General features: G+C 60.9%; 21 protein-coding genes. 14 read left to right on the top strand and 7 right to left on the bottom strand.

The features are described 5' to 3' along the window. The first annotated feature begins 1 nt into the window (after window position 1). The 5 genes from DK870_RS21165 to DK870_RS21145 all read left to right on the top strand — a co-directional run bounded on the left by DK870_RS21165 (window position 2) and on the right by DK870_RS21145 (window position 5989). The gene (locus tag DK870_RS21165) at window positions 2-916 is read left to right on the top strand and encodes a PLP-dependent cysteine synthase family protein (protein ID WP_090369279.1); all 915 of its coding nucleotides are present in this window, start codon (window positions 2-4) and stop codon (window positions 914-916) included. A gap of 37 nt (window positions 917-953) precedes the next feature. Further along, a complete protein-coding gene (locus tag DK870_RS21160) occupies window positions 954-1946 on the top strand; it encodes a serine O-acetyltransferase (RefSeq protein ID WP_090369277.1) in 993 nt (330 codons plus the stop codon). Between the two features lie 2 nt (window positions 1947-1948). After that, a complete protein-coding gene (locus tag DK870_RS21155; RefSeq protein WP_060756233.1) occupies window positions 1949-2677 on the top strand; it encodes an alanyl-tRNA editing protein in 729 nt (242 codons plus the stop codon). Window positions 2678-2906: 229 nt separating this feature from the next. Beyond that, the gene (locus DK870_RS21150; protein ID WP_060756234.1) at window positions 2907-4652 is read left to right on the top strand and encodes an ABC transporter permease subunit; all 1746 of its coding nucleotides are present in this window, start codon (window positions 2907-2909) and stop codon (window positions 4650-4652) included. Window positions 4653-4666: 14 nt separating this feature from the next. Then, the gene (locus DK870_RS21145; protein WP_060756235.1) at window positions 4667-5989 is read left to right on the top strand and encodes an AAA-associated domain-containing protein; all 1323 of its coding nucleotides are present in this window, start codon (window positions 4667-4669) and stop codon (window positions 5987-5989) included. Window positions 5990-6298: 309 nt separating this feature from the next. Here the strand turns inward: DK870_RS21145 and prpF are convergent, their stop codons facing one another. From prpF to DK870_RS21120, 5 genes are all read right to left on the bottom strand, one after another. Continuing rightward, window positions 6299-7489, bottom strand: coding sequence for a 2-methylaconitate cis-trans isomerase PrpF (prpF, locus tag DK870_RS21140; RefSeq protein WP_161549593.1), 1191 nt, complete (start codon window positions 7487-7489; stop codon window positions 6299-6301). 11 nt (window positions 7490-7500) lie between these two features. Next, the gene (acnD, locus tag DK870_RS21135) at window positions 7501-10095 is read right to left on the bottom strand and encodes a Fe/S-dependent 2-methylisocitrate dehydratase AcnD (protein WP_161549592.1); all 2595 of its coding nucleotides are present in this window, start codon (window positions 10093-10095) and stop codon (window positions 7501-7503) included. A 198-nt stretch (window positions 10096-10293) separates the two neighbouring features. Continuing rightward, the gene (gene prpC / locus DK870_RS21130; protein ID WP_161549591.1) at window positions 10294-11421 is read right to left on the bottom strand and encodes a 2-methylcitrate synthase; all 1128 of its coding nucleotides are present in this window, start codon (window positions 11419-11421) and stop codon (window positions 10294-10296) included. A gap of 42 nt (window positions 11422-11463) precedes the next feature. Then, window positions 11464-12357 carry a methylisocitrate lyase gene (gene prpB, locus DK870_RS21125; protein ID WP_161549590.1) on the bottom strand — a complete coding sequence of 298 codons (894 nt, stop codon included), beginning with the start codon at window positions 12355-12357 and terminating at the stop codon, window positions 11464-11466. An 11-nt stretch (window positions 12358-12368) separates the two neighbouring features. Next, entirely contained in the window at window positions 12369-13064 is a 696-nt protein-coding gene (locus tag DK870_RS21120) for a GntR family transcriptional regulator (protein WP_060756240.1), read from the bottom strand. A gap of 272 nt (window positions 13065-13336) precedes the next feature. On the opposite strand from DK870_RS21120, the gene DK870_RS21115 reads away from it, so the two are divergent. From DK870_RS21115 to DK870_RS21090, 6 genes are all read left to right on the top strand, one after another. Further along, entirely contained in the window at window positions 13337-13873 is a 537-nt protein-coding gene (locus DK870_RS21115; RefSeq protein ID WP_090369269.1) for an ATP-dependent zinc protease, read from the top strand. A 5-nt stretch (window positions 13874-13878) separates the two neighbouring features. Further along, window positions 13879-15411: an inactive transglutaminase family protein gene (locus DK870_RS21110; protein WP_060756242.1), complete on the top strand. Its 1533-nt coding sequence runs from the start codon at window positions 13879-13881 to the stop codon at window positions 15409-15411. Then, window positions 15411-16397, top strand: a complete 987-nt coding sequence (locus tag DK870_RS21105) for an alpha-L-glutamate ligase-like protein (RefSeq protein ID WP_161549589.1) — start codon at window positions 15411-15413, stop codon at window positions 16395-16397. The genes DK870_RS21110 and DK870_RS21105 overlap by 1 nt, the downstream gene beginning before the upstream one ends. Beyond that, a complete protein-coding gene (pabB, locus tag DK870_RS21100) occupies window positions 16398-17741 on the top strand; it encodes an aminodeoxychorismate synthase component I (RefSeq protein WP_161549588.1) in 1344 nt (447 codons plus the stop codon). 228 nt (window positions 17742-17969) lie between these two features. Then, window positions 17970-18272, top strand: coding sequence for a type II toxin-antitoxin system HigB family toxin (locus tag DK870_RS21095; protein WP_104994524.1), 303 nt, complete (start codon window positions 17970-17972; stop codon window positions 18270-18272). Beyond that, on the top strand, window positions 18272-18628 hold the full coding sequence (locus tag DK870_RS21090; RefSeq protein WP_104994525.1) for a type II toxin-antitoxin system HigA family antitoxin: 357 nt from the start codon (window positions 18272-18274) through the stop codon (window positions 18626-18628). The genes DK870_RS21095 and DK870_RS21090 overlap by 1 nt, the downstream gene beginning before the upstream one ends. Window positions 18629-18640: 12 nt before the next feature. Here the strand turns inward: DK870_RS21090 and thrH are convergent, their stop codons facing one another. Beyond that, window positions 18641-19258, bottom strand: a complete 618-nt coding sequence (gene thrH, locus DK870_RS21085) for a bifunctional phosphoserine phosphatase/homoserine phosphotransferase ThrH (protein ID WP_090369259.1) — start codon at window positions 19256-19258, stop codon at window positions 18641-18643. 150 nt (window positions 19259-19408) lie between these two features. Between thrH and DK870_RS21080 the strand changes: the two genes are divergently transcribed. The 3 genes from DK870_RS21080 to DK870_RS21070 all read left to right on the top strand — a co-directional run bounded on the left by DK870_RS21080 (window position 19409) and on the right by DK870_RS21070 (window position 22879). Beyond that, entirely contained in the window at window positions 19409-20143 is a 735-nt protein-coding gene (locus DK870_RS21080; protein WP_090369257.1) for a phosphoadenylyl-sulfate reductase, read from the top strand. Between the two features lie 470 nt (window positions 20144-20613). Continuing rightward, window positions 20614-22143, top strand: a complete 1530-nt coding sequence (locus DK870_RS21075; RefSeq protein WP_161549587.1) for an NCS1 family nucleobase:cation symporter-1 — start codon at window positions 20614-20616, stop codon at window positions 22141-22143. 13 nt (window positions 22144-22156) lie between these two features. Beyond that, complete coding sequence (locus DK870_RS21070; RefSeq protein ID WP_060756248.1) at window positions 22157-22879, top strand: aspartate/glutamate racemase family protein; 723 nt, start codon at window positions 22157-22159, stop codon at window positions 22877-22879. 129 nt (window positions 22880-23008) lie between these two features. Here the strand turns inward: DK870_RS21070 and DK870_RS21065 are convergent, their stop codons facing one another. Beyond that, complete coding sequence (locus DK870_RS21065; protein ID WP_161549586.1) at window positions 23009-23932, bottom strand: LysR family transcriptional regulator; 924 nt, start codon at window positions 23930-23932, stop codon at window positions 23009-23011. Window positions 23933-24004: the final 72 nt, after the last annotated feature.

The raw sequence follows: 24004 nt of genomic DNA, 5'->3' as shown, positions 1-24004 counted from the left end.
GATGTTGCATAACTCCATTCTCGACGTCATCGGCCAGACGCCTATCGTGCGCCTGGCGCAGTTTTCCGAAGACCTCGGCATCGAGGTCTACGCCAAGCTCGAATCCCTCAACCCGGGCGGCAGCCACAAGGCGCGCATCGCCCTGGGCATGATCCTCGACGCCGAACGCCGGGGCGTGCTGATCCGCGACTCCGGGCAAACCATCATCGAGCCCAGCGGCGGCAATACCGGCATTGGCCTGGTGATGGCCGGCAATGTGCTGGGCTACAAAGTCGTGCTGGTGATCCCCGACAACTACAGCCCCGAAAAGCAAAAGCTGCTGCGCTTGTACGGGGCCAAGGTGGTGCTGTCGGACAGCCGACTGGGCAACAACTCCCACGGCGAAAAATGCATGGAGCTGCAGTTGGAGAATCCCAGCTACGTGATGCTCAACCAGCAACGCAACGGCGCCAACCCGCAAACCCACCGCGACACCACCGCGCCGGAAATCCTCCGCGCCTTCGGTGAACAGCGCGTGGATTACTTCGTCAGCGGCATCGGCACCGGCGGCCATATCACCGGTATCGGCGAAACCCTCAAGGCGGCCTGGCCGCATATCCGTGTCATGGGGGTGGAACCTGAAGAATGCGACCTGCTCAAGGACCGCCACGCGCCGCACGGTATCCAGGGCCTGTCGATCGGGCTGATCCCGAGCATTCTCAACCTGGAGGTACTGGACGGCATGCTCAAGGTGTCGCACCAGGCCTGCGTCGACATGATCAAACGCATCATGCGCACCGATGCCATCAGCCTGGGTTTGTCGTCGGCCGCCAACATGGTCGCCATCGCCCAACTCGCTCCTGAATTACCACCCGAAACGGTGGTGTTGACCATGGTCTACGACAATGCTGACAGCTACCTGCCCAGTTTCGAATAACCGGTTATCCAACCAACCAGAATGCGGGGGGACCTCCATGGGGGGCTTTATCGACATGCAACAGTTGCACGATGAGTTGCTCACCCATCTCATCAAGACCCTGACGCCTGCGCAGATGAAGCAACTGGAACCGCATCTGGCACCCTTGATCCAGAATGCCGCCCAATCGGTTGCCGAAGACCTGATCGCCTACGCCTATCGCGACCCGGCTTCGCGTGGGCGCGGCGAGTTGATCCTGGAGTCCTATGCCTCGTTCAAGGCGGTGCTGTTCTACCGGCTCGCGCATTTGGTATGGCACTTCCCCGACAACCCCAACGGCGTGTTTTCGCGCATAGCCCTCAAGCTCAGCAACCAGGGCAAGATCCTCTCCGGTGCCGAGATTCATCCGGCGGCGCGTATTGGTCGGCGCTTCGTGCTGGACCACGGCTACGGCACGGTGATCGGCGAAACCTGCGAGATCGGCAACGACTGCTACATTCTCTGCGGCGTCACGCTGGGCGCTCGGGGTATCGCCAACAACCCGGATGGCAAACGCCACCCACGCCTGGGCAACAACGTCGAAGTCGGCTCCGGCGCCCGGGTGCTGGGCTATGTCTTGATCGGCGACAACGTGTTTATCAGCCCTTCGTGCGTGATCACCCAGGACGTTCCCGCAGGCACCCGGGTCAGGGTGGTCAACCAGGTGCAACTGCAAAAAAATGTTGAAACGGACCACACCCACTATCTCGGCGCCTTCGCGCTGGATGAACGCCTGCACGTGGTCGGCGAGGTCAACGCCAGCCATAACGTCACGGTGCTGGATGCCGACTTTCATCCGTTGCGGGGCGTGATGCTGGAGCCCACGGTAAAAGAGCGCCACCACCTGCAATTTCGCCTGCGCCGCACCGACATCGGCGAACAACTGCCACGCCTGCCGCTGAACCTGAAAATCTGCGGGTCGGAATTTGAAATCACCCTGCTCTCCCCCCCTGGCTTGAGCGCAATGGTGCGTCACCTGTTGCAAGCCAGCCCATTGATCGTTGGAGGATGAACATGTCCGTACACACCATGGAAACCCTGGCGCTGTTCGACAGCGCGCCCTACCAGAACGCCTTCAGCGCCCGGGTGATTGCCGTCAGCGAACAGGGCATCGCCCTGGAGCACACGCTGTTCTACCCCACGGGCGGCGGGCAACCGGGCGACACCGGGCACCTCACCCTGGCCGACGGCACGCGGGTCGATGTGGTAGGCACCGTGCGCGACCCGGTACTGCGCTCGATTATCTGGCACCAGGTGGAGCGCTGCCCCGAGCAATTGACTGCCGGCGTGCAGGTAGACGCCAGCCTCGATTGGGAACGGCGCTACCAGCACATGAAGATGCACACCTGCCTGCACCTGTTGTGCTCGCTCATCGATGCGCCCGTGACCGGCTGCAGTATCAGCGCCGATAAAGGCCGCCTGGATTTCGACCTGCCGGAAATGACCCTCGACAAAGACAGCCTCACCCGCGACCTCAACGCCCTGATCGAGGCAGCCCACCCGGTTAAAACCCTGTCGATGCCCGCCTCGGAATACTCGACCTTGCTGCAGATCACCCGCACCCAGGCGGTAGCCCCCCCAGTGATCCAGGGTTCGGTGCGTGTCATCGAGATTGCCGGCATCGACATCCAGCCCTGCGGCGGCACCCATGTGATCAACACCGAGGAAATCGGCAAGGTGTTCTGCGAGAAAATCGAGAAGAAGAGCAAGCACAACCGCCGGGTCATCCTGCGGTTTGAATAAGGCCCAACTGATAGTTCGTACAGGAAACTGACAGCAAATTTACGCGTTTGTAACATTCAGAAACGTACAATTCCCCCAGCAGCGCATCTTCCCCAGGTGCGCCGTCCTGACTCATGGAGAGAGAGCCCCCAGCCTTCTCCGTGGGTGCTTGTAGAGAAGCTAAGCTCAAACCCACCACGCCCTTCTGAACCTGAACGCTGCAGGAACGTCTGCCTATGAGCAACTGCATATGAACAAAGTGTTCCGTCATTACATTCCGGCGTCCTCTCTGCGCCTGCTGCCCAACCGCTGGGACCTGGTCGCCCTGCCGTTGGTGATCGGTTTTCTGCTGTTTTTCTCCATCACTGCCCGGGAGACCTGGGCTCCCATCGCCACCCTGCAAAGCGAAGTCATCTCACTGGACCCGGCCAACCTGCCGGAATATGCGATGCGCACCACACTGCGCATGCTCGCGGCGATGGTGGCCGCGCTGATTTTCACCCTGCTGTACGGCACCCTGGCCGCCAAAAGCCGGCGCGCCGAGAAACTGCTGGTGCCGGTGCTCGATATTCTGCAATCGGTGCCAGTACTCGGTTACATCTCGTTTACCGTGACGTTCTTCCTGTTGCTGTTTCCCGGGCGCGTGCTCGGCGCGGAGTTCGCCGCCATCTTTGCAATCTTCACCAGCCAGGCCTGGAACATGACGTTCAGCTTCTATCAGTCGCTGCGCATGCTGCCCCATGACCTGGTGGAAGTGTCCACCAGCCTGCGCCTCTCCGGCTGGCAGAAATTCTGGAAGCTCGACGTTCCTTTCGCCATGCCGGGGCTGGTGTGGAACATGATGATGAGCATGTCCGGCGGCTGGTTTTTCGTGGTGGCTTCCGAAGCCATCACCGTCGGCGACAAAACCATCACCCTGCCGGGCGTAGGCTCATACCTGGCCCTGGCCATCGCCCAGAAAGACCTGCACGCCGTGGGTTATGTGATCCTGGCGATGATCGCGGTGATCCTGATCTACGACCAGTTCCTGTTCCGCCCGCTGGTAGCCTGGGCCGACAAATTCCGCATGGAAACCACCGCCTCCCAGGGCAGCGCGCCGCAATCCTGGGTGCTGAACCTGATCCAGCGCACCCGCGTCGTGCAACGCATACTGCGCCCGATCACCCGTACCTTCAGCCGCCTGGGCAACAAGCGTTTCAGCCTGGCGGGGAGTGCATTCAAGGCATTGCCGACCGAGACGCCCGCCGCGTCGAAGCTCATCGACTGGGCCTGGGGCACACTGATCGCGCTGATGGCCGCGTATGCGCTGTACCACATCGTGCAGTACGTCGGCACCGAAGTGACCCTCGCCGAAGTCGGCCACGTGGTGGTGCTGGGCCTGATTACCTTGCTGCGGGTGGCCGGGCTGATCCTGATTGCCTCGTTGATCTGGGTGCCCCTGGGCGTGATGATCGGCCTGCGTCCGAGCCTGGCGGAGAAAATCCAGCCGTTGGCACAGTTCCTTGCGGCGTTTCCGGCGAACCTGCTGTTCCCGGTGTTCGTCATCGTGATCCTGCATTTCCATCTCAACCCGGACATCTGGCTGAGCCCGCTGATCGTGTTGGGCACCCAGTGGTACATCCTGTTCAACGTGATTGCCGGCGCCAGCGCCTTCCCCAATGACTTCAAGGAAGCCGCCGCCAACTTCCGCATTCGCGGCTGGCTGTGGTGGCGCAAGGTGATGCTGCCGGGGATTTTCCCGTACTACGTCACCGGCGCGATTACCGCCTCGGGCGGTGCCTGGAACGCCAGCATCGTGTCCGAGTACGTGTCCTGGGGCCAGGACAATGTGGTCGCCCACGGGCTGGGTGCCTATATCGCACAAACCACAGCCGCCGGGGACTTCCCCAAGATCGCCCTGGGCGTGGTGGTGATGTCGATCTTCGTGGTGGCGTTCAACCGCGCGGTCTGGCGACCGATGTACGCCATTGCCGAAAACAAACTTCGTCTGAATTAATGGGATTCGCTGTGATGAATACCTATACCGAACACACTGCCGACACCCCAGAAATTTACTCGCTGAAGAACGTGAACCGGGTCTTCGGCAAAGGCAAGGAAGAGCTGCAAGTGCTCAGCGGCGTAGACCTGAGCCTGCACGAAGGCGAGATCGTGGGCATGCTCGGCCGCTCAGGCTCAGGTAAATCGACGCTGCTGCGCATTATTGCCGGCCTGATCCAACCGTCGTCGGGGGACGTGAAATACCACGGCAAACCGCTGACCGGCCCGGCCGAAGGCGTCGCCATGGTGTTCCAGACGTTTGCGCTGTTTCCTTGGCTGACCGTTCTGGAAAACGTGGAAGCCGGTCTGCAGGCCCTGCAAGTCGAGCGCAAGGAAGCCCGCAAGCGCGCCTTGGCCGCCATCGACCTGATCGGCCTGGACGGTTTCGAAAACGCCTACCCCCGTGAATTGTCCGGCGGCATGCGCCAGCGCGTAGGTTTTGCGCGTGGCCTGGTGGTCAACCCGACCCTGTTGCTGATGGACGAACCGTTCTCGGCCCTCGATGTACTCACCGCCGAAACCCTGCGCACCGACTTGCTGGATTTGTGGAGCGGCAAGCAACTGCCGATCAAGTCGATCCTGATCGTGACCCACAACATCGAGGAAGCGGTGCTGATGTGCGACCGCATCCTGGTGCTGTCATCCAACCCCGGGCGCGTGGTCGCCGAGATCAAGGTGCCGTTTGCGCACCCGCGCAACCGGCTGGACCCGACTTTCCGGCAAATGGTCGACGACATCTATGCCCTGATGACCGACCGACGCAGCGCCGATGCGAGCGTCGGCAAGCCCGAACTGAAGATGAGCAGCCTGCTGCCGGAAGTGTCCACCAACCTCATGGCCGGCCTGATCGAAACCCTGGCCGCCGAGCCCTACAACGGCCACGCCGGCCTGCCCAACGTGGCCGAACGGGGCCTGTTGGAAGTCGACGACCTGTTCCCGGTCGCGGAGATGCTGGAACACCTGGGCTTTGCCGAACTCAAGGGCGCCGACATCACCCTCACCGACGCCGGCAAGCTGTTCGCCGACTACGGCACCCAGGAACGCAAGACCCTGTTCGCCGAACATTTGATCCAGCACGTACCGCTGGCCGCACGCATTCATCAGGTATTGCTTGAACGCAGCGGGCACCGCGCCCCTCGGGTGCGCTTCGAGCAAGAGCTGGAAGATTCGATGACCGAAGCGTTCGTGGAAAAAACCCTGGAAACCGTGGTGGCGTGGGGACGCTATGCAGAGATTTTCTCCTACGACGACCACACCGAGACGTTCAGCCTGGAGGATGTCGAGGGCAGCATGTAAACCGAGAACACCATTCTAAAAGTGGAAGGGGGCTTGCTCCCGATAGCGGTGGGTCAGCGAAATTTAGATTGGCTGGCACACCGTCATCGGGAGCAAGCCCCCTCCCACACTGGATTGATGTCGGGCTTTAGAACGCATCGCCGCGTGGGGACGCTATGCGCTGTCGAGGGCAGCGTGTAGACCGAAGTGAACACCAACCAAAAGTGGGTGGGGGCTTGCTCCCGATAGTGGTGGGGCAGCGAAAATTGGATTGGCTGGCACACCGTCATCGGGAGCAAGCCCCCTCCCACACTGGATTGATGTCGGGCTTTAGAAGGCGTCGCCGGGGATGCGCACGTAGCCTTCCATCAACACCCGTGCACTGCGGCTCATGATGGCTTTCTTGACGACCCATTCACCCTCTACCTGGCTGGCCTCGGCGCCCACGCGCAACGTGCCGGACGGATGCCCGAAGCGCACCGCATTGCGCGCCACACCGCCGGCCGCCAAGTTGACCAAGGTGCCGGGAATCGCCGCCGCCGTGCCAATCGCCACTGCCGCCGTGCCCATCATCGCGTGATGCAACTTGCCCATCGACAGCGCGCGCACCAGCAGGTCCACGTCGGCAGCCTTGATTGCCTTGCCGCTGGATGACACGTAATCCGCAGGCTTGGCCACAAACGCAACCTTCGGCGTGTGCTGGCGTTGAGCGGCCTGCTCCAGGCTCTCGATCAGCCCCATGCGCAGCGCGCCGTAGGCCCGCACGGTCTCGAACATTGCCAGGGCTTTCGGGTCGCTGTTGATCGCGCCTTGCAGCTCGGTGCCGGTGTAGCCAAGATCTTCGGCGTTGATGAAGATCGTCGGGATACCGGCATTGATCAACGTCGCCTTGAAGGTGCCGACACCTGGCACCTCCAGGTCGTCGACGAGGTTGCCGGTGGGGAACATCGAACCGCCGCCGCCCTCTTCTTCCGCCGCCGGGTCCATGAACTCCAGCTGGACTTCGGCAGCCGGGAAGGTCACGCCGTCCAGTTCAAAGTCACCGGTCTCCTGCACGGCGCCGTCGGTGATCGGCACATGGGCGATGATGGTCTTGCCGATATTGGCCTGCCACACCCGCACCACGGCCACGCCGTTGTGCGGGATGCGGGCCGGGTCGACCAGCCCGGCGCTGATGGCGAACGAACCCACCGCCGCCGACAGGTTGCCGCAATTGCCGCTCCAGTCGACAAAGGGTTTGTCGATGGAGACCTGGCCGAACAGGTAGTCCACGTCGTGATCGGCGCGGGTACTTTTCGACAGGATGACCGTCTTGCTGGTGCTCGATGTGGCGCCGCCCATGCCATCGATCTGTTTGTCGTACGGGTCGGGGCTGCCGATCACCCGTAACAGCAAGGCGTCGCGCGCGGCGCCCGGCACCTGCGCCGCTTCGGGCAGGTCCTTGAGGCTGAAAAATACCCCCTTGCTGGTGCCGCCACGCATGTAAGTGGCGGGGATCCTGATTTGCGCTGCGTGTGCCATGGTTATCCTCTTCAGGCGGTGGCCGCCGATTCCAGGAAGTCCTGGGCGAAGCGCTGCAACACGCCGCCCGCCTCGTAGATCGATACTTCTTCGGCGGTGTCCAGGCGGCAAGTCACCGGCACTTCGACACGTTCGCCATTTTTGCGATGGATCACCAGCGTCAGTTGCGCACGCGGGGTGCGTGCACCGACCACGTCATAGGTTTCGCTGCCATCGATGTTCAACGTGTGACGGTCGGTGCCGGGCAGGAACTCCAACGGCAGCACGCCCATGCCCACCAGGTTGGTGCGGTGGATGCGCTCGAAACCCTCGGCAACAATCGCTTCCACACCGGCCAGGCGCACGCCCTTGGCCGCCCAGTCGCGGGAGGAACCCTGGCCGTAGTCGGCACCGGCAATGATGATCAGCGGTTGCTTGCGCTCCATGTAGGTTTCGATGGCCTCCCACATCCGCGTGACTTTGCCTTCCGGCTCGATGCGCGCCAGGGAGCCCTGCTTGACCTTGCCGTTTTCAACCACCATTTCGTTGAACAGTTTCGGGTTGGCAAAGGTGGCACGCTGCGCGGTCAGGTGGTCGCCGCGATGCGTCGCGTAAGAGTTGAAGTCGACTTCCGGCAGGCCCATTTTCGCCAGGTATTCGCCTGCGGCGCTGTCGAGCATGATCGCATTGGAGGGTGACAGGTGGTCGGTGGTGATGTTGTCCGGCAGCACCGCCAGCGGGCGCATACCCTTGAGCGGCCGCGCACCGGCCAGCGCGCCTTCCCAATACGGCGGGCGACGGATATAGGTGCTTTGCGGGCGCCAGTCGTACAGCGGCGCGACTTTCGGCCCGGTGTCTTCGTGGATGGCGAACATCGGGATATAGACCTGGCGGAACTGCTCCGGCTTGACCGAAGCCTTGACGACCGCGTCGATCTCTTCGTCGCTCGGCCAGATGTCTTGCAGGCGGATTTCCTTGCCCGTGGCATCCAGGCCCAGCACGTCCTTCTCGATATCGAAACGGATGGTGCCGGCAATCGCATAGGCCACCACCAACGGCGGCGAGGCGAGGAAGGCTTGCTTGGCGTACGGGTGAATACGTCCGTCGAAGTTGCGGTTACCCGAGAGCACGGCCGTGGCGTACAGGTCGCGATCGATGATTTCCTGCTGGATCACCGGGTCAAGGGCGCCGGACATGCCGTTGCAGGTGGTGCAGGCAAACGCCACCACGCCGAAGCCGAGTTTTTCCAGTTCATGGCCCAGGCCGGCTTCTTCCAGGTACATGGCGACGGTTTTCGAACCCGGCGCCAACGAAGATTTGACCCAGGGTTTGCGCGTCAGCCCCAGCTTGTTGGCGTTGCGCGCCAGCAGGCCGGCAGCGATCACGTTGCGCGGGTTGCTGGTGTTGGTGCAACTGGTAATGGCCGCAATGATCACCGCGCCGTCGGGCATTTGGCCGGGAACCTCGTCCCACTCGCCGCTGATGCCTTTGGATGCCAGGTCCCGGGTCGCCACGCGCGCATGCGGGTTGCTCGGCCCCGCCATGTTGCGCACGACGCTGGACAGGTCAAAGGTCAGGCCACGCTCGTATTGCGCGCTCTTCAGGTCATCGGCCCACAGACCGGTGTGGCGGGCGTATTGCTCCACCAGGGTGACTTGTTCGTCTTCGCGGCCGGTGAGCTTCAGATAGGCGATGGTCTGTTGGTCGATGTAGAACATCGCCGCCGTGGCGCCGTATTCCGGGGCCATGTTGGAGATGGTCGCGCGGTCGCCCAGGGTCAGCGCCGAAGCCCCTTCACCGAAGAATTCCAGCCACGCCCCCACGACCTTCTGTTTACGCAGAAACTCGGTCAGCGCCAGCACCATGTCGGTGGCGGTGATGCCCGGTTGCAGCTTGCCGGTCAGTTCGACGCCGACGCTTTCCGGCAGGCGCATCCATGAGGCGCGGCCCAGCATCACACTTTCGGCTTCAAGGCCGCCGACGCCGATGGCGATCACGCCCAGTGCGTCGACGTGCGGCGTATGACTGTCAGTGCCGACGCAAGTGTCCGGGAACGCCACGCCGTCGCGCACCTGGATCACCGGAGACATTTTCTCCAGGTTGATCTGGTGCATGATGCCGTTGCCTGGCGGGATCACATCGACGTTCTTGAACGCCTTCTTGGTCCACTCGATAAAGTGGAAACGGTCTTCGTTGCGACGGTCTTCGATGGTGCGGTTTTTTTCGAATGCCTGCGGATCATAACCACCGGCTTCGACGGCCAGGGAGTGGTCGACGATCAGTTGAGTCGGCACCACCGGGTTCACCTGGGCCGGATCGCCGCCTTGCTGGGCGATGGCATCGCGCAGGCCGGCAAGATCGACCAGGGCGGTCTGGCCGAGGATGTCGTGGCACACCACGCGCGCGGGGAACCAGGGAAAATCGAGGTCGCGCCGGCGTTCGATCAACTGGCCCAGGGACGCGTTGAGGGTGGCCGGATCGCAGCGGCGCACCAGGTTCTCGGCGAGTACGCGGGAGGTATAAGGCAAGGTGGCGTAGGCGCCAGGCTTGATTGCATCGACTGCCGCACGAGCGTCGAAGTAATCCAGGCGACTGCCGGGTAGCGGTTTGCGAAATTCAGTGTTCATCGTCAGGACTCGGTCACGGTGGCTACAAAAGGAGAACCGGCGTGCATCCGGAATTGGAATGAGATCCAAATGTGGGAGCGGGCTTGCTCGCGAAGGTGGACTGTCAGTCGATACATCTGTAGCTGACCCACCGCTATCGGGAGCAAGCCCCCTCCCACATTTGATCCGGTTACCCATTCAGGACCGCCAATCTCCCATTCAGCGACGTTCGATTGGCACGAACTTGCGCTGTTCGACGCCTATGTATTCGGCGCTTGGACGGATGATGCGGTTGTTGGCACGCTGCTCGAACACATGCGCGGCCCAGCCGGTCAGGCGCGAGCAGACGAAGATCGGGGTGAACAGCTTGGTCGGGATCCCCATGAAGTGGTAGGCCGAGGCATGGTAGAAGTCGGCGTTGGGAAACAGCTTCTTCTGCTCCCACATGGTTTTGTCGATGGCTTCGGACACCGGGAACAACACGGTGTCGCCCACTTCGTCAGCCAGCTTTTTCGACCAGCCCTTGATCACTTCATTACGCGGGTCGCTGTCTTTGTAGATCGCGTGGCCGAAGCCCATGATCTTGTCCTTGCGCGCCAACATGCCGAGGGTGCCTTCGACGGCATCCTGCGCGGACGAAAAACGCTCGATCATTTCCATCGCCGCTTCGTTGGCCCCCCCGTGCAGCGGGCCGCGCAACGAACCGATGGCCGCCGTGACGCAGGAATACAGGTCGGACAGGGTCGACGCACATACGCGGGCAGTGAAGGTCGACGCGTTGAACTCATGCTCTGCATACAGGATCAGCGACACGTTCATCACTTTGACGTGCAGGTCGCTGGGCTTCTTGCCGTGCAACAGGTGCAGGAAGTGACCACCGATGGTCGGCTCGTCCGTTACGCAGTGGATGCGTTGGCCGTCGTGGCTGAAGCGATACCAGTAGCACATGATCGCCGGGAAAGCGGCGAGCAGGCGGTCAGTGACGTCGCGCTGCACGCTGAAATCCTTCTCCGGCTCGATATTGCCCAGGAACGAGCAACCGGTGCGCATCACGTCCATCGGATGGGCATCGGCGGGGATACGCTCCAGCACTTCCTTGAGGGCTTGCGGCAGGTCACGCAGCTTGCTCAACTTGGCGCTGTAGGCGGCCAATTCGGCTTTGCTCGGCAACTCGCCGTACAGCAGCAGGTAGGCGACTTCTTCAAACTGCGCCTCGGCGGCCAGCTCGCGCACATCGTAGCCGCGATAGGTCAGGCCGGCACCGGCCTGGCCCACGGTAGACAGTGCGGTCTGCCCGGCGACCTGGCCACGCAGGCCGGCGCCACTCAGTACTTTTGCTTCAGCCATGTTCGTTCTCCAATCTTGAATTTATTAGGGAGGCATGCCGCTTTACTTTTTCGCGGCAAACAACGCGTCGAGCTTCTGCTCGAAGGTGTGGTAGTCGATGCGATCGTAAAGCTCCATGCGGGTTTGCATGGTGTCGATCACGTTCTGTTGGGTACCGTCGCGACGGATCGCGGTGTAGACGTTTTCGGCGGCCTTGTTCATGGCGCGGAAGGCCGAGAGCGGGTACAGCACGATGGAAACATCGGCAGATTTCAACTGTTCGGTGGTGTAAAACGGCGTCGCGCCGAACTCGGTAATGTTAGCCAGGATCGGGGCCTTCACACGGGAGGCGAACAGCTTGTACATCTCCAGCTCAGTGATGGCTTCCGGGAACACCATGTCGGCACCGGCCTCGATGCAGGCGGCGGCACGCTCCAGGGCGGACTCCAGACCTTCCACCGCCAGCGCATCGGTGCGCGCCATGATCACGAAGCTGTCGTCGGTGCGCGCGTCCACGGCGGCCTTGATGCGGTCAACCATTTCCTGCTGGGACACGATTTCTTTATTCGGACGATGGCCGCAGCGCTTGGCGCCCACCTGGTCTTCGATATGGATGGCCGCCGCGCCGAACTTGATCATCGACTTGACGGTGCGCGCCACGTTGAACGCCGAGGACCCGAAACCGGTGTCCACGTCCACCAGCAGCGGCAAGTCGCACACATCGGTGATGCGGCGCACGTCGGTCAGCACGTCATCCAGGCCGGTAATCCCCAAGTCCGGTACGCCCAGGGATCCGGCAGCCACCCCGCCACCTGACAGGTAGATCGCCTTGAAGCCGGCGCGCTTGGCCAGCAGGGCGTGGTTGGCGTTGATCGCGCCGACCACCTGCAAAGGCTGTTCGCTGGCGACCGCGTCACGGAAACGCTGGCCTGGAGTGCTGTTGTTAGTGGAACTCATGACTCACCTCGTTAGGGGGTAGTGTCTGGAAAGTGACGGGCGATGTTGCGTTTGGAGGCACCGATATGACGGCGCATCAACAACTCCGCCAGTTCACCGTCACGATCGGCGATCGCGTCAAGAATGCGGTGATGCTCGGCAAAAGCCTGGCGTGGACGATTGGGCGTCGCGGAGAACTGGATGCGGTACATGCGCACCAACTGGTACAGCTCGCCGCAGAGCATTTGGGTCAGGGTGCGGTTGCCGGCGCCCTGGATGATCCGGTAATGAAAGTCGAAGTCGCCTTCCTGCTGGTAATAACCGAGGCCGGCCTGGAAGGCTTCGTCGCGTTCATGGGTGTGCAGTACCTGGCGCAACTCCTCGATTTCGGCGTCGGTCATGCGCTCGGCGGCCAGGCGACAGGCCATGCCCTCGAGGGACTCGCGGATTTCATAGAGTTCGATCAGCTCGGCATGGCTCAGGGACACCACCCGGGCGCCGACATGCGGCACACGCACCAGCAGGCGCTGGCCTTCCAGGCGGTGGATCGCCTCACGCAGCGGGCCACGACTGATGCCATAGGTGCGCGCCAGTTCCGGTTCGGAGATCTTGCTGCCCGGGGCGATCTCACCCTTGACGATGGCGGCCTGGATACGCCGGAAGACGTTCTCGGACATGGTCTGGGAATCGTCTTGCGCCATCACTGGGCTTTCCAGTTGATCCAGCATATTGTCGACACCTTTAAAAGCAATGCCGCAAAAACTAGCTAATCAGCCCCTGATAGTCAAAGAATAAATACACATTGTCGACAATCGTCTAATAACCCCTGCCGCCCCTTCCAGGGGCATGGCCGCCTGCCAGCGCTGGCGTCGCAAAAGCATCATGTTAGAATGCCCGCCGCTTTCGCCTGACATCTCCTGATGAAACGGCGCACGAGGGAGTTTGCGCAGCAATGCCAGTCGCCTTGAATTGAACATCGCATGGCACCGCCTCAGGATTTATGAGACTCAAGCCCTTCCTTCTATTGATTTGCCTGATGTGCGTATCGGGTCTTGGCGCTGGCGCCGAGAAGACCGTGTATGGCCTGAATGAATACGCCAAGCTGACCGGGATCGACCTGGAAGTGGCGGCCAAACTCGATACCGGCGCCAAGACCGCGTCGCTCAGCGCCCGCGATATCAAGCGCTTCAAGCGCAATGGCGAGTCCTGGGTGCGCTTTTACCTGGCTATCGACACCGCCCATTCCCACCCCATCGAACTGCCCCTGGCCCGCGTCAGCAAGATCAAGCGCCGCGCCGGTGACTACTCACCCGATGAGGACAAGCACTACACCGCCCGCCCGGTGATAGCCCTGGATGTCTGCATGGGCACCACGATACGCAGCATCGAAGTGAACTTGACTGACCGCAGCGCATTCCAATATCCGCTGCTGATCGGCTCCGAAGCGTTGAAACGCTTTGATGCGCTGGTCGACCCCAGTCTCAAATACGCAGCGGGCAAACCTGCCTGCGCCGCCGACGCTTATACCGCCGAGTAAACCGAATGCGCTCTCTGACCCTGCACCTGAAAATCCTGATCACCATTCTGGTGGTGCTGGGTATTTCGGTCACCGCCTACCAGATTTTCGTGTTGGGTATCCCGGTGACCGAGGACGCCACTGACGACTTGTGGAACATCGACGCCAAGGTCGAGTTCGTCGCCAACCCCAAGGACCCGGTCAAAATCTCGATGTTTGTGCCGCCGCTGAGCCGCGACTTCGTCAGCCTCAATGAAAGCTTCATCTCGAACAACTATGGGGTGAGCGTCAACCGTACCGATGGCAACCGCAAGGTGACCTGGTCGGCACGCCGGGCCAAGGGCAAGCAAACCCTGTACTACCGCCTGGTGCTGACCAAGCGCTACAGCGGCGAAAAGCTCAAGGTCAAGGGCCCGACCTTCCGCGACAGCATTGCCGTGGAAGGCCCGGAAAAGATCGCCGCCGAAGCCTTGCTCGCGCCGATCCGCCAGCACTCGGCCGACGTCGAGACGTTTATCGGCGAGGCCATCAAGCGCACCAACAACCTCAACGACGATAACGTGAAGCTGCTGCTGGCCGGCGACCCGTCGACACCGCACAAGGCCAAGATCGTCGAGCTGCTGCTGTCGATTGCCCACGTGCCGATCGAAAAGGTGCACACCCTGCGCCTGGTGGCCGACCAACCGCAGACCCCGGAGCTGTGGCTGCGCAGTTTCAATGGCAATGACTGGCTGTACTTCAACCCGGAAACCGGCGAACAGGGCCTGCCGGCCGACCGCCTGCTGTGGTGGACCGGCGATGAAAACCTGATCACGGTAGAGGGTGGCAAGAAAGCCGCCGTGACCTTCAGCCTGAACAACAGCGAAATGAACGCCATTCGCCTGGCCAAGCTGACCGATGAGAACACCGACGCCAACTTCCTCGAATACTCACTGTACGGGCTGCCGCTGCAAACCCAGCAGACCTTCATGATCATGGTGATGATCCCAATCGGCGTACTGGTGATCCTTATCCTGCGCAACCTGATCGGCCTGCAGACCCTGGGCACCTTTACCCCGGTGCTGATCGCGCTGGCGTTCCGCGAGACGCAGTTGGGCTTCGGCATTGTATTGTTCACGATCATCACGGCGCTGGGCCTGTCGCTCAGGTCGTACCTGGAACACTTGAAACTGCAGATGCTGCCCAGGCTGTCGGTGGTGCTGACCTTCGTGGTGGTGCTGATCGCGGCCATCAGCCTGTTCAGTCACAAACTGGGGCTGGAACGCGGGCTGTCGGTGGCGCTGTTCCCGATGGTGATTCTGACCATGACCATCGAACGCCTGTCGATCACCTGGGAAGAGCGCGGCGCCACCCATGCATTGAAAGTGGCGATCGGCACACTGTTCGCCGCAACCCTGGCGCACCTGATCATGAGCGTGCCGGAACTGATCTACTTCGTGTTCACCTTCCCGGCGATCCTGTTGATTCTGGTGGGTTTCATGCTGGCCATGGGGCGTTATCGCGGCTACCGCCTGACCGAACTGGTGCGTTTCAAGGCCTTCCTCAAGGCTGATTCATAATGTTCGGCTTCTGGAAAACCTGGAAGGCCCTGGAGGCGCGGGGGATCATGGGCATCAACCGGCGTAACGCCGACTATGTGCTCAAGTACAACAAGCGCAGCCTGTATCCGATTGTGGATGACAAGATCATCACCAAGGAGCGCGCTATCGCCGCCGGCATCCATGTGCCGGAAATGTACGGGATCATTTCCACCGAAAAGGAAATCGACAAGCTCGACGAGATTCTCGATGGGCGCAGCGACTTCGTGATCAAGCCGGCCCAGGGCGCCGGCGGTGACGGCATCCTGGTGGTCGCCGACCGCTTTGAAGGGCGCTATCGCACGGTATCCGGCAGGTTGCTGACCCATGAGGAAATCGAACATCAGATTTCCAGCATCCTCACCGGCCTGTATTCCCTGGGTGGCCACCGCGATCGCGCCTTGATCGAATACCGCGTGGTGCCCGACCAGATCTTCAAAAGCATCAGCTACGAAGGCGTGCCGGATATCCGCATCATCGTGCTGATGGGCTACCCGGTCATGGCCATGCTGCGCTTGCCCACTCGCCAGTCGAGCGGCAAGGCCAACCTGCACCAGGGCGCGATCGGCGTCGGCGTCGACCTGGCGACCGGCGTGACCCTGCGCGGTACCTGGCTGAACAACATCATCACCAAACACCCCGATACCACCAATGCCGTGGACGGTGTGCAACTGCCCTACTGGGACGGTTTCATGACACTCGCCGCCAGCTGCTATGAGTTGTGCGGGCTGGGTTATATCGGCGTGGACATGGTGCTGGACCAGGAAAAAGGCCCGCTGATCCTTGAGCTCAATGCCCGGCCAGGGCTGAATATCCAGATCGCCAACGACTGCGGCCTGACCCAGCGCACCCATGCGGTAGAGGCGCGGCTGGAAGCATTGAAGTCGGCCGGCGTGACGGAAACCCCGCAGGAGCGGGTGAAAATCGTGCAGGAAATGTTTGGGCATATCCCACCGGTTGAAGGCTAAATGCTGACTTGTTCCGTACACCCACTGCCCTACCGGGCCAACCCCGCCGAGTATTTTGCGGCGATTCGCCACGCGCCTGGGGCCGTGCTGCTGGACAGCGGCCGACCTGCGGCCGAGCGTGGGCGCTATGATCTGCTCAGCGCTTGGCCGCAAGCGACGCTGACGGTATTACCTGACGAACGTGGTGACGGTTTCCTGCAGCGTTTGCGGGAAAACCTTGCGCAACTGGGTCGGGCGGATCTGCCTGCCGGTTATGAACTGCCCTTTACCGGCGGGCTGATCGGCTACCTGAGCTATGACTTTGGTCGGCACCTGGAGCCAATGCCGCACCTTGCGGCGGATGACTTGCACCTGCCGGATGCGCGCTTCGGCCTGTATGCCTGGGCGTTGATCAGCGATCATCAGGCACAAACCAGCCAGCTTGTATTCCATCCGACATTGGCCGACAGCGAGCAACAACGCTTGATCACGCTGTTCGGCCAACCGGTGGCCGAGCCAGGGGCGCCCTTCACGCTGCAGGGGCCCATGGCGCCCGACCTCAACGCCGAGGCGTACCGGCAGGCCATCGTGCGCATCCAGGATTACATCCAGGCCGGCGACTGCTACCAAGTCAACTTCACCCAGCGCTTCCGGGCCTCCTGCGCTGGCGACCCGTGGATTGCTTATTGTGCGCTGCGCCAAGCCTGCCCGACGCCCTTCTCCGGTTTCCAGAGCCTGCCGGACGATGGCGCGGTACTGAGCCTGTCGCCCGAACGTTTTGTGCACATCAGCGAACGCCGGGTCGAAACCCGCCCGATCAAAGGCACACGCCCCCGCGGCTTGACGCCCGAAGACGACGCCGCCAACGCCGCCGAGTTGCTGGCCAGCCCCAAGGACCGTGCCGAAAACCTGATGATCGTCGACCTGTTGCGCAACGACCTCGGCCGCACCTGCCGCATCGGCTCGGTGAAAGTACCGGAGTTGTTCAGCCTGGAAAGCTACCCCAACGTGCACCATTTGGTGAGCAGCGTCACAGGGGTGCTGGCCGACGACAAAGACGCCCTCGACCTGATCGCCGGCAGCTTCCCCGGCGGCTCCATCACCGGCGCTCCGAAGATCCGCGCCATGCAGATCATCGACGAACTGGAACCGACGCGGCGCGGTTTGTACTGCGGTTCACTGATGTACCTGGACGTGCGTGGCGAGATGGACAGCTCCATCGCCATCCGCAGCCTGCTGGTCAAGGACGGGCAGGTGTGCTGCTGGGGCGGCGGCGGGATAGTCGCTGATTCAGAGTGGGAGGCGGAGTATCAGGAATCGCTGACGAAGGTGCGGGTGTTGCTGCAAACGTTGGAAAACCTTTAGCGTCCCGGCCAACCCAGCGTCTCGAAAGAAAAGATCCCGGCAAGAAAAAATCTGAATCAGAACACCCGTGGACCGGGTGCGAGTTGCAGGTTAGCGTCCAGCTCTGACCGTCCAACCGCCGTCTGTGAAGGATCACATGAAGCGATTAAACACTCGCCAGAAATCATTTCCGAGATTGCATCCCAACCTGACCCCACCTATCATCTCCCAAATTGGGAGGTGTCAGCGATGCGGATAATCGCTCTATCAACCTTACGGGTATTCTGGGAAAGCCACCCAGCGTATAACGATGCCAAAACGCCACTGGTCGAACTGTTTCGTCATATGGAGAAGGCCATTTACCCGACACCCCAAGCACTCAAAGCAGAGCTCAGAACAGCGAGTATTCTCAAAGGTGGCAGGGTTGTTTTCAACGTGGGCGGCAACAAGTATCGAGTGATCATGGCGATCGATTATCAGCGTCAGCTGGGGTTCATACGTTTCGTAGGAACCCACGCGCAGTACGACCAGATCAACGCGGAGACCGTGTGATGAACATCAAACCTATTCATTCTCAGGAAGACCTGACCGCTGCGCTTACGCGTATTGAACAACTCTGGGGAGCTGAAAACGGCTCACCGGCGGGAGACGAGCTGGAAATCCTCGCAATACTCGTCGAAAAATACGAGGCAGAACATTATCCCATGCCGCCTTCCAACCCAGTGGAGGCCATCAGGTTTCGCATGGAACAACTTGGCATGACCGCCCGCGACCTGGAGCCCTTTATCGGCACCAGTGGGCGGGTGTCTGAGGTGCTGAACCACAAGCGTAAGCTCAGCCTGTCAATGATCAAACGCCTGCATGAAGGCTTGCGCATTCCCTATGAGAGTTTGCTGGCAGACGCCTGATCGAGGGTGTCGTTACAGGCTCAACGCCCGATTCGACGCCTTGATAAATTCTTTCTTCAAATCCTCAAACGTATGCACCGCCGGGAACTGCGGGAACTCACGAATCACGTTTTGCGGCGCATGGAATAGAATCCCACGGTCCGCTTCGCCCAGCATGCTGGTGTCGTTGTAGGAGTCACCTGCGGCAATCACGCGGTAGTACAAGCTTTTGAAGGCCAGTACCGACTGGCGCTTGGGGTCTTTCTGGCGCAGTTGGTAGCTCACTACCCGGTCATTTTCATCAGTGATCAGGCGGTGGCACAGCAAGGTCGGGAACCCCAGTTGGCGCATCAGCGGCTGGGAGAATTCGTAGAAAGTGTCTGACAGGATCACCACCTGGAAACGCTCACGCAGCCAGTTGACGAACTCGATGGCGCCGTCCAGGGGCTTGAGCGTGGCGATCACTGCCTGGATGTCGGCGAGCTTGAGCCCGTGTTCGTCGAGGATCCGCAGGCGTTGCTGCATCAGCACGTCGTAGTCGGGAATGTCGCGGGTGGTGGCCCGCAGGGATTCAATACCGGTTTTTTCGGCGAAGGCGATCCAGATTTCCGGAACCAGCACCCCTTCCAGGTCAAGACAGGCAATTTCCACAAGACACTCCCGTTGGTTGTTATAAGTTGAGCGAGTACAAGGACTGCCGAACTCTAGCGACTCAAGCCCGTCGCCGCAACGCAGGGTGGATTTGATACCATCACTCCCCTATAGAGCGCTCAGCGCCACTGACCTGTAGGAACCGTCCTGATGAACCAAGCCTTCGACGTCGCCGAACTCGCCGCGACTTATGCCAACAAATCCGCCCAGGATATTCTCAAGCTGGCGTTCAGCCAGTTCGGCGATGACCTGTGGATTTCCTTCAGCGGTGCCGAGGATGTGGTGCTGGTCGATATGGCTTGGAAGCTGAACAAGAACGTCAAGGTCTTCAGCCTCGACACGGGCCGCCTGCACCCGGAGACCTACCGGTTCATCGAGCAGGTGCGCGAGTTCTACAAGATCGACATCGAATTGATTTCGCCCGATCAGAGCAAGCTGGAACCTTTCGTCAAGGAAAAGGGCCTGTTCAGCTTCTACAAGGACGGCCATGGCGAATGCTGCGGCGTGCGCAAGATCGAGCCGCTGCGCCGTAAACTCGCCGGCGTGAGCGCCTGGGCCACCGGCCAGCGTCGCGACCAGAGCCCCGGCACCCGCAGCCAGGTGGCGGCGCTGGAAATCGATAGCGCGTTTTCCACACCGGAGCGCACCCTGTACAAGTTCAACCCGCTGGCGCAGATGACCAGCGAGGAGGTCTGGGGTTACATCCGCATGCTGGAGCTGCCGTACAACAGCCTGCATGAGCGCGGTTTCATCAGCATCGGCTGCGAGCCCTGCACCCGCCCCGTACTGCCTAACCAACATGAGCGCGAAGGCCGCTGGTGGTGGGAGGAGGCAACCCAGAAGGAATGCGGGCTGCATGCGGGGAATATCATCAGCAAGGCATGAAGCTGATGCTGTAAAAAAGACTGTGGGAGGGGGCTTGCTCCCGATAGCGGTGGTTCAGCCAGATTGCTGGTTACTGACACACCGCTATCGGGAGCAAGCCCCCTCCCACATTTGTTTTGTGCTATTCATGAAAATGTACACACAGATGTAACGATCGGTGCCATTTATGTGTGCATATTTTTCATCGAAGCACCAAAACGTAACACCCACTCCTATGCATTATGTCGATCTGAATCAGCTTCCTCCTGCCTTCAAAAATAAATACCTGTTCAAATGGTCAATTTATATCCATTAAAATTCAGATAGTTATCAAAAATACATATAAAAACGAAATTAGACGGCCGTTTAATAGATCGAAAACTGGCACGCATGTGGCTTAAGGTGAAATAGGTTTTGTATACAATAAATACAAATCATACATACACTTTGCCATCCGCGGCTCGCTCGCAGATGCGCTGGAGCCTGCCGGAATGCGTACAAGTCTTTCGAATAACATCGCACTGGATCTGCCCTCCTCCGCCCTGAAACCCGAGGCTACAAGCCCTGGCCCCCTGGTGCTCAGCCCGCGCCTGCACAACCAAGACCTGGCACCCACCAAGCGCGAAGGCCGACGCTGGGGGCGCTACAGCATTTTTGCGCTGTGGACCAACGATGTGCACAACATCGCCAACTATTCATTCGCCATCGGCCTGTATGCGCTGGGGCTCGGCGGCTGGCAGATCCTGTTATCCCTGGGTATCGGCGCGGCGCTGGTGTACTTCTTCATGAACTTGTCAGGGTTTATGGGGCAGAAGACCGGTGTGCCGTTTCCGGTGATCAGCCGTATCAGCTTCGGTATCCATGGCGCACAGATCCCCGCGCTGATTCGCGCCGTCATTGCGATTGCCTGGTTCGGTATCCAGACCTACCTGGCGTCGGTGGTCTTCCGCGTGTTGCTGTCGGCGATTCATCCAGGCTTTGCCGACTATGACCACAACTCGATCCTCGGCTTGTCCACCCTGGGCTGGGTGTGTTTCGTGACGATCTGGTTCGTGCAGTTGGCGATCCTGGCGTATGGCATGGAAATGGTACGTCGCTACGAAGCCTTCGCCGGGCCGGTGATCCTGGTGACCGTTGCCTCATTGGCCGGTTGGATGTATTTCCAGACCGCAGGTGATATCGCCTGGTCGATCCGCGAGCCGCTGAGCGGCGGCGAGATGTGGCGCAATATCTTTGCCGGCGGCGCGTTGTGGCTGTCCATCTATGGCACGCTGATCCTTAATTTCTGCGACTTCGCCCGCTCTTCACCGTGCCGCAAGACCATCCTGGTGGGCAACTTCTGGGGCTTGCCGGTGAACATCCTGGTATTCGCGGCGATCACCGTGCTGCTGTGCGGCGGCCAATTCCAACTCAATGGCCGCGTGATCGAAAGCCCCACCGAAATCATCGCCGCCATCCCCAATACCTTCTTCCTGGTGCTGGGCTGCCTGGCTTTCCTGATCGTCACTGTGGCGGTGAACATCATGGCCAACTTCGTGGCACCGGCCTTCGTGCTGAGCAACCTGGCGCCCAAGTACCTGAACTTCCGTCGCGCCGGGTTGATCAGCGCCACCGTGGCGGTGCTGATCTTGCCGTGGAACCTCTACAACAGCCCGCTGGTGATTGTGTATTTCCTCTCCGGCCTGGGTGCGCTGCTGGGGCCGTTGTACGGGGTGATCATGGTCGATTACTGGCTGATCCGTAAAAGCCGGGTGGATGTGCTGCAGCTGTACAGCGAAGATCCCAACGGTGCTTATTACTACAGCCACGGGGTCAATTTGCGCGCAGTGGCGGCGTTTGTGCCTGCGGCGGTGATCGCGATTCTGCTGGCGCTGTTGCCTGGTTTCGCCAGTGTCGCGCCGTTTTCCTGGTTGTTTGGCGCCGGTATTGCAGGGTTGCTGTACCGGCTGATCGCCAAGCGCCAAGCGTTCTACGCCGATGTCAGCGGCGAAAGCATTGCAGTCGATAACGTCAGTCACTAATCAAGGACACTCCATGCGTATCCTCGTGGTCAACGTCAACACCACCGAATCCATCACCGACACCATCGCCCAACAGGCGCGGGCCGTGGCTTCGCCCGGCACCGAGATCGTCGGGCTCACCCCCTACTTCGGCGCAGAATCGGTAGAAGGCAATTTTGAAAGTTACCTGGCGGCCATTGCCGTGATGGATCGGGTGATGGCCTACGACCAGCCGTTCGATGCGGTGATTCAGGCCGGTTACGGCGAGCACGGCCGTGAAGGCTTGCAGGAGTTGCTGAATGTGCCGGTGGTGGACATCACCGAAGCGGCGGCCAGCACTGCGATGTTCCTGGGCCACGCCTATTCAGTGGTGACCACCCTGGACCGCACCGTGCCGCTGATCGAAGACCGCCTGAAACTCGCAGGCTTGTACCAGCGTTGCGCCTCGGTGCGAGCCAGTGGCATGGCGGTATTGGAGCTGGAAGAAAACCCGTTGGCCGCGATGGAGGCCATCGTGCGTCAATCGGAACTGGCCATCAGTGAGGACAAGGCCGAGGTGATCTGCCTGGGTTGCGGCGGCATGGCCGGGCTGGACGAACAGATTCGCCGGCGCACGGGCGTACCGGTGGTGGATGGCGTGACAGCGGCGGTGACCATTGCCGAGTCGCTGGTGCGCCTGGGTTTGTCGACGTCGAAGATCCGCACCTACGCAACGCCACGACCGAAGAAAGTGATTGGCTGGCCGGGCCGGTCCTGATGCCCGTCAGTGGAGGCTTAACGCTGTCACTGTAGGGGGGCTTGCTCCCGATGGGCCGCGAAGCGGCCCCTGCTTAGGGTTTGAAAGGGCTGGGCCTGCTGCGCAATCCATCGGGAGCAAGCCCCACATTCAGACTGCGCTGAACCTTTGCCCCAGCCCCTGCTCGGCAAACTGCTCGATGATGAAATCCACAAATACCCGGGTCTTGCCGGGCAGCAGTTTGTGTTCGGCGTAATAGAGTGAAATGTTGCCGTCGTCGACGTACCAATCAGGCAGTACCCGCACCACCTCACCGCTGTCGAGGAACGGCACTGCCATCGGCATGCTCACCAGCGCAATGCCTAAACCTTGGGCACTGGCGCAGCACGCCGCCTCGGAGTCGCTCATGGTCATGCCGGGCTTGAGCACCAGCGGGCGGTGCTCGCGCTCCCGACTGGTGAGTTGCCAAGAGCGTACGCGGCCAGTCTGCGGCGAACGGATCAAGATGCCGCTGCAACTCGCCAGATCTTCGGGATGCAAAACGGGCGGGCACTGTGCGAGGTAGGCCGGCGCCGCCACCAGCACCCGATGGGCCGGCGTGAGCTTGCGTGCGACCACCCCTTGGGGCAATTCGAATCCACCGCCGATCGCCGCGTCAAAACCCTGGCCGATCAGATCGACTTGGCGGTTATCAAAATGCCAGTCCGGCCTGATATCCGGAAAGCGCTGCATGAACTTGCCCAGCAACGGCACCACGTACCGATTACCGAACACCGTGCCCATGCTGACCTTGAGCGTGCCCACCGGGCGCCCCTGCGCACTGGCCAGGTTGGCCACGGCATTTTGAATAGTGGTGAGGCTGGCGCCGACTTCTTCGAGAAACAGCTGGCCGGCTTCGGTCAAGGTCAGGCGCCGGGTGCTGCGCTGGAACAAGCGCACACCCAGGCGCGCTTCCAGCTTGGCAACACTTTTGCCCACCGCCGCCGGGGTCAGGCTCAGATGTCGGGCGGCTTCGGCAAAACTGCCGCCTTCAGCGCTGCGCACAAAGCATTCGATACCGCCAAAGCTCTCCATATCGCCCCACTCTAAACTTTTGGTTTACACAGACTATAGCAATCACGGTCTACCGGGCGCGATGGCCCAGGC

It is taken from the genome of Pseudomonas sp. Q1, assembly GCF_009935975.1.
GTDB lineage: Bacteria > Pseudomonadota > Gammaproteobacteria > Pseudomonadales > Pseudomonadaceae > Aquipseudomonas > Aquipseudomonas palleroniana.
Note: the sequence above shows the minus strand (reverse complement) of the source record. Positions and strands in the feature narration are given on the sequence as shown.

Bases quoted from the DNA above. Each gene is read 5' to 3' on its own strand.
- DK870_RS21165 (WP_090369279.1), top strand. From the start codon at position 2: ATGTTGCATAACTCCATTCTCGACGTCATCGGCCAGACGCCTATCGTG.
- DK870_RS21160 (WP_090369277.1), top strand. From the start codon at position 954: ATGGGGGGCTTTATCGACATGCAACAGTTGCACGATGAGTTGCTCACC.
- DK870_RS21155 (WP_060756233.1), top strand. From the start codon at position 1,949: ATGTCCGTACACACCATGGAAACCCTGGCGCTGTTCGACAGCGCGCCC.
- DK870_RS21150 (WP_060756234.1), top strand. From the start codon at position 2,907: ATGAACAAAGTGTTCCGTCATTACATTCCGGCGTCCTCTCTGCGCCTG.
- DK870_RS21145 (WP_060756235.1), top strand. From the start codon at position 4,667: ATGAATACCTATACCGAACACACTGCCGACACCCCAGAAATTTACTCG.
- prpF (WP_161549593.1), bottom strand. From the start codon at position 7,489: ATGGCACACGCAGCGCAAATCAGGATCCCCGCCACTTACATGCGTGGC.
- acnD (WP_161549592.1), bottom strand. From the start codon at position 10,095: ATGAACACTGAATTTCGCAAACCGCTACCCGGCAGTCGCCTGGATTAC.
- prpC (WP_161549591.1), bottom strand. From the start codon at position 11,421: ATGGCTGAAGCAAAAGTACTGAGTGGCGCCGGCCTGCGTGGCCAGGTC.
- prpB (WP_161549590.1), bottom strand. From the start codon at position 12,357: ATGAGTTCCACTAACAACAGCACTCCAGGCCAGCGTTTCCGTGACGCG.
- DK870_RS21120 (WP_060756240.1), bottom strand. From the start codon at position 13,064: ATGCTGGATCAACTGGAAAGCCCAGTGATGGCGCAAGACGATTCCCAG.
- DK870_RS21115 (WP_090369269.1), top strand. From the start codon at position 13,337: ATGAGACTCAAGCCCTTCCTTCTATTGATTTGCCTGATGTGCGTATCG.
- DK870_RS21110 (WP_060756242.1), top strand. From the start codon at position 13,879: ATGCGCTCTCTGACCCTGCACCTGAAAATCCTGATCACCATTCTGGTG.
- DK870_RS21105 (WP_161549589.1), top strand. From the start codon at position 15,411: ATGTTCGGCTTCTGGAAAACCTGGAAGGCCCTGGAGGCGCGGGGGATC.
- pabB (WP_161549588.1), top strand. From the start codon at position 16,398: ATGCTGACTTGTTCCGTACACCCACTGCCCTACCGGGCCAACCCCGCC.
- DK870_RS21095 (WP_104994524.1), top strand. From the start codon at position 17,970: ATGCGGATAATCGCTCTATCAACCTTACGGGTATTCTGGGAAAGCCAC.
- DK870_RS21090 (WP_104994525.1), top strand. From the start codon at position 18,272: ATGAACATCAAACCTATTCATTCTCAGGAAGACCTGACCGCTGCGCTT.
- DK870_RS21080 (WP_090369257.1), top strand. From the start codon at position 19,409: ATGAACCAAGCCTTCGACGTCGCCGAACTCGCCGCGACTTATGCCAAC.
- DK870_RS21075 (WP_161549587.1), top strand. From the start codon at position 20,614: ATGCGTACAAGTCTTTCGAATAACATCGCACTGGATCTGCCCTCCTCC.
- DK870_RS21070 (WP_060756248.1), top strand. From the start codon at position 22,157: ATGCGTATCCTCGTGGTCAACGTCAACACCACCGAATCCATCACCGAC.
- DK870_RS21065 (WP_161549586.1), bottom strand. From the start codon at position 23,932: ATGGAGAGCTTTGGCGGTATCGAATGCTTTGTGCGCAGCGCTGAAGGC.